Source organism: Syntrophales bacterium, assembly GCA_030655775.1.
GTDB lineage: Bacteria > Desulfobacterota > Syntrophia > Syntrophales > JADFWA01 > JAUSPI01.
The window spans coordinates 1-4,611 of sequence record JAUSPI010000276.1 but is presented as its reverse complement, the minus strand read 5'-3'; the positions used below and the strand labels follow the sequence as shown (position 1 = coordinate 4,611).

The following is a 4,611-nucleotide window of genomic DNA, read 5'->3' as shown; positions in this document are numbered from 1 at the left end:
AAAAGACACACGGATAAGTGATTGACATTTATAAAGCAACAAGAGACCTTTGCAGAACCCCAGTATTGTCATTGCGAGTCCCGATGAAATCGTGGACGAAGCAATCTCACAACACATTGATAAGCCACGAGATTGCCGCGTCGCCTTGCTCCTCGCAATGACCGGAAAAGCAGTTATTCAAAGCTCTCAATAAGTAATTTCCCAGGAACTGAAATTTATGGATTGGTAATCAATTAAAACGTGCCGCATATTCTGTGCCGGTAAACATAGTTGAAGGCCAGTCTCGACAATCTACGAGAGAGTACTGACAGTTTTTGTATAACGCAAGGGGGTCTTTAGAAGAAGTTCGATATTTTTTATTGCTTTCAATGGAATTGGGATATTAAAGTGAAAAAGATCATGAAATTCTCGAATCAAAATATGAATCAGCAAGCAAGATGCTGAATGCACTCATCAAATCACTTAAACGTTTTCTTTAATCCTTAATCCCATAATCCTTAATCCCATAATCCTTAATCCTATACTTACCGGAGGAAGAAAAATGACCGACAAACAATCCAATCAGCAGCCAGATCCGCAAAGTTACCCCCCATATTATGAAGATGAGATCAATCTTATCGACTATCTCCGGGTAATATGGAAGTGGAAATGGCTTGTCGTAGCCGGCACACTTATTTGTGCTGTTGTAGCGGCCGTCATAAGCCTCCAGATGCCGAGGATCTATGAAGTTTCTATGATGATTGAGCCGGGCATTGCCGGTATCAAGAACGGAGGCTTTATTTACATTGACTCTGCGGAAAATATAAGCGGAAAGATAGGCGAAGGGATCTACAATAGAAGGATAGAAGAGGCGCTGAGTTTGGGACCTTTGAAGGCCAGGGTTAAATTCAAATCTGTGGTTGTCAAAAAAGCCAATATAATAAAAGTCACCTCCCAGTGGCAAGAGGGTAACACAGACCTCGGGGTGAAAGGTACCCGGCAGATAATTCGTTTCCTTTCTGATGATTACGCAAAAATCATTGAGCAGAGAAAGGGGGATTACGACAATCAGATATTCATGAAGCAAAGTGAGATCAACGAAATTGGAACAAAGAGGAAAGATATAGATAAGCAGATTCTCATGAAGCAAAATGAGATCAGCAAAGTTGAAACGCAGGGGAAAGATATAGACAAACAGATTAAACTCGAGCTGAGTGAAATCGAAAAAATACGGAATGAGATAAAAATGAAGCAGGCAACCCTCGGAAATATCGAACAGAGAAAGGGAGAACTGCAGGAGGAGATAAAGGGCGTTAAGGACAATACGGAGAAGATTGTACAGCAACAGGGAGCCCTTTTGAAAGACGAAAGACCGGGCAAGGATCTCTCCCTTCTCCTCTATTCCACCACGATTCAGCAGAACGTGTCCTACTTCAACCAGTTGACCAACCAGCTCTACGACTTGGGGACTAGGGAGAAAACAATAGAGACCGAAGTTGATAGGTTGAGTAAAAGAATAGATGATATTAAAACGGGGATAGAGAGGCTTAATTTAAGTAAGATGGAAGGGCTGCAGGCTAAAATTTACGATATCAAAACTGAAATAGAGAAGATAAAATTGCACAAGACGGAAGGGCTACAAACAAAGATTGATGATATCAAGGCCCAGATAAATACGCTGAATCTGGAGAAGGAACTGATCAGCAATATAAAAATAATTCAGGAGCCAGAGGTCTCGCTGCACCCCGTCAAACCCAAAAAGAAACAGATCGTTCTCCTTGCCGGATTTGCCTCACTGTTTATGTTTGTCTTCCTTGCCTTCTTCATTGAATACATACGGAATGCATCAAAAGAAGATTAAAGGAGATTTTTATCAGTCATACTCGGTTAGTGCTGAGTATTTAATACATGAGCATCCCGGCTTCGCCTGATAGTTACAGTATTGGGGTATTATCATGAACGTTTTGCAGGATTCCTTCCAAATGGGCTTTAAATACTTTGATTAAATGTGAGAATAAATGGTGATAAAAAAGTCAGCAAAACTACTTGGAAACACAGCAAAAAAAGTACCTGAAAATACAATAGATATTTAATAATACTTTACAATGACGTTGTTGTGTCTCGCATTTATTCCATCGGGAAAATTTAAAGACCTCTTCTTAGCTTAACTGTATGAGAGCAACCAAAATTTTACATTTTATATTTCTCGCTTATCCTAGCTGTTACGACTATTTTTCACCAACCCGGTCTTGAGTCCGATTTTTTAGGAATCCATATTCAAGGTTCGGCCGATAGTACGGGCCGGAGATGATATTTTTGTTATGATGAGTCCATCTTACCTCCACCACAAGTCAATTTCAGGGCAGCGTAGGCCGCCCCGGGGTACTGTTATGCCCCCCCTGTTTTCTCATGCTGGTACCACCCTGATTCCTCGGAGGAGATTGAAAGCCATCTGCCGGAACATCGCGTCAATGGCATTCTTGATCAACCTCGGGAACCTGGCCCTAAAGGCATTATTGTGAAGATGAGAGATACCAAAATACTGTTCGACAATATACCGCTTCTTCGAGATCTTTTTGTTTCGCTCTTTCTCGTAGTCTGTCAGCTTTGCCGTGGTCGTGTCCTTTCGCATGATGCCATCTTCAATATGGTTGCTATGAAGAAAATCTCTGTTTGGTTTTCCACAGTATCCTTTATCGGCATACACCTTTTTGATGGGGCTCTTCGTATGACAACTGCCGGCAACACAAAGAGGGAGATAAGGACTGTCATGGTGAGAGGCCGGGGTTATCTCAGTAGCAAGAACAAATCCATAGCGGGTATCGACCGAGGTTTACCCCGTTAAATTCGAAGACTATTTAACTGGGGCATGTTCCTTCAGACCATAGTGAGGTTTATCATTCTTAACCGTCCAATCCGATTCGAGATCCCTGGAGAACTTAAGGGTGCTTCCGTTTTTGTCCAGTTTACCCGAGGTTGTTTCTCGTTTCTGTTTTTCTTTTTTCAGCTTCTCTTTGGTTATGGGATGGCTGGCCGACTGAACAAGGCGGGCGTCAATGGCTATGCCCTCGTTAATTGTTAAGCCCTTGGAGGCGAACTGGTTAAGGAGTTCATTGTTGATCATGCGCATGGTATCTTTGGAGAATCTGCCTCTGAATCGGGAGAAGGTTGAATGATCAGGAGCGGGATCATCGAGAGAAAGCCCCAGGAATTTCTTAAAGGAGATCCGATCATTCACCCGGTGAAATTGTTTGAGCATTGATGTATTACACGTATGTATTACAAAGTGAAAAAGATGGTAACTTTTATGTGGGATATACCGCAGATCTCAAACAAAGATTTGAGCAACATGAAAAAGGTTTGGTTGATTCAACAAGAGAAAGAAGACCTCTGCGATTAATATATTACGAAGCTTGTGTAAACATGCAGGATGCGACAAAGCGAGAAAAGTACTTGAAAACTTATTATGGAAGGATGTTTTTAAAGAAGCGGCTCAAATCTTATTTCACTGGGTTCACCCGGTGAAATTGCCTGAAAGGCAAAGATTTGTTATCTTTTATAGTATCTTCAAATCTTATTTCACTGGGTAAATCTGAGTTTCCAGTTCGGGGTCGGAATCGATCTTTACCCCGTTGAACCTGTCAATATTCAACTGGGGTTGAACCACTGCTGGATCAGGAGGCATTTCATAAGTATCAGTGGCGGGTAGGCTTCGCTGCCATCGGCACTTTTGCCGACGGGATAGTTTTCCATGCGCAGATTATCAATTCTGGACCAATTCACGATGGCGCTGATGTGCTCCATTCTTTTGATGGCCCTGTTCTTTTCAATGGAAGCAAAAAGAGAAAGATCGGTAAAGGTGAGATTAGTTTTCATTTTCTTGAAGCCCATAGTTCCTCCAGAGAGATGAATTTAAAAGAAGTATGGCATAAAAATGGAGAAACAGCAAGTATTATTAATGTGTTAACCTCGCATGGCAGCTCTTTTCAACGGATGCTCTATGCTTAGAGATGGGAAGAATGAAGAGGTTGTGCAAAGGTCTCATGCAGTATATATTGTTGATATATACTATAGTGTGGTGGAGGTAGCAATGAAAACAGCAAAATTGTTTAAGAATGGGCAAAGCCAGGCAGTCAGATTGCCAAAGGAATTTAGAATTACAGGCAGCGAAGTATATATTAAAAAACAAGGTGATATGATTATCCTGTTACCCAAAGAAAAGTCATGGAATACTCTTTTTGACAGCCTGAACCATTTCGCAAAAGATTTTAAAATCGAGCGAAATCAACCCGTGGAAAATCAAAAGCGAGAGCCGATGTTCAAATGAAATACCTTCTGGATACAAATATTTGCATATACGTCATAAATGAAAAGCCAAAGAAGGTATTGAGAAAATTTGAGCAGTATCCAGTTCATGAATTTGGGATTTCTTCAATAACACATGCAGAGTTGCAGTATGGAGTTGCTAAAAGCTAGCATAAAGATACAAATCAAAAGGCCCTTCTGTCTGCGTCATTCATACAAATTGAGTCCTTTGCACAACCTCTTCATTCTTCCCATCTCTAAGCATAAAGCACACGTTGAAAATAGCTGCCATGCGAGGTTAACACATTAATAATACGTGCTGTTTCT

The 4,611-nt window shown here is 41.2% G+C and carries 5 protein-coding genes; 2 read left to right on the top strand and 3 right to left on the bottom strand.

Annotated features, from left to right (window positions below; all coding sequences use genetic code 11):
- Positions 1-541 precede the first annotated feature (541 nt).
- The gene (locus Q7J27_15290) at positions 542-1,840 is read left to right on the top strand and encodes a Wzz/FepE/Etk N-terminal domain-containing protein (GenBank protein ID MDO9530504.1); all 1,299 of its coding nucleotides are present in this window, start codon (positions 542-544) and stop codon (positions 1,838-1,840) included.
- Between the two features lie 546 nt (positions 1,841-2,386).
- Here the strand turns inward: Q7J27_15290 and Q7J27_15285 are convergent.
- From Q7J27_15285 to Q7J27_15275, 3 genes are all read right to left on the bottom strand, one after another.
- The gene (locus tag Q7J27_15285; protein MDO9530503.1) at positions 2,387-2,770 is read right to left on the bottom strand and encodes a transposase; all 384 of its coding nucleotides are present in this window, start codon (positions 2,768-2,770) and stop codon (positions 2,387-2,389) included.
- A gap of 63 nt (positions 2,771-2,833) precedes the next feature.
- A complete protein-coding gene (locus tag Q7J27_15280; GenBank protein MDO9530502.1) occupies positions 2,834-3,259 on the bottom strand; it encodes a transposase in 426 nt (141 codons plus the stop codon).
- A gap of 368 nt (positions 3,260-3,627) precedes the next feature.
- Positions 3,628-3,870, bottom strand: a complete 243-nt coding sequence (locus Q7J27_15275) for a hypothetical protein (protein MDO9530501.1) — start codon at positions 3,868-3,870, stop codon at positions 3,628-3,630.
- A gap of 199 nt (positions 3,871-4,069) precedes the next feature.
- Between Q7J27_15275 and vapB the strand changes: the two genes are divergently transcribed.
- The gene (vapB, locus tag Q7J27_15270; protein MDO9530500.1) at positions 4,070-4,306 is read left to right on the top strand and encodes a type II toxin-antitoxin system VapB family antitoxin; all 237 of its coding nucleotides are present in this window, start codon (positions 4,070-4,072) and stop codon (positions 4,304-4,306) included.
- Positions 4,307-4,611: the final 305 nt, after the last annotated feature.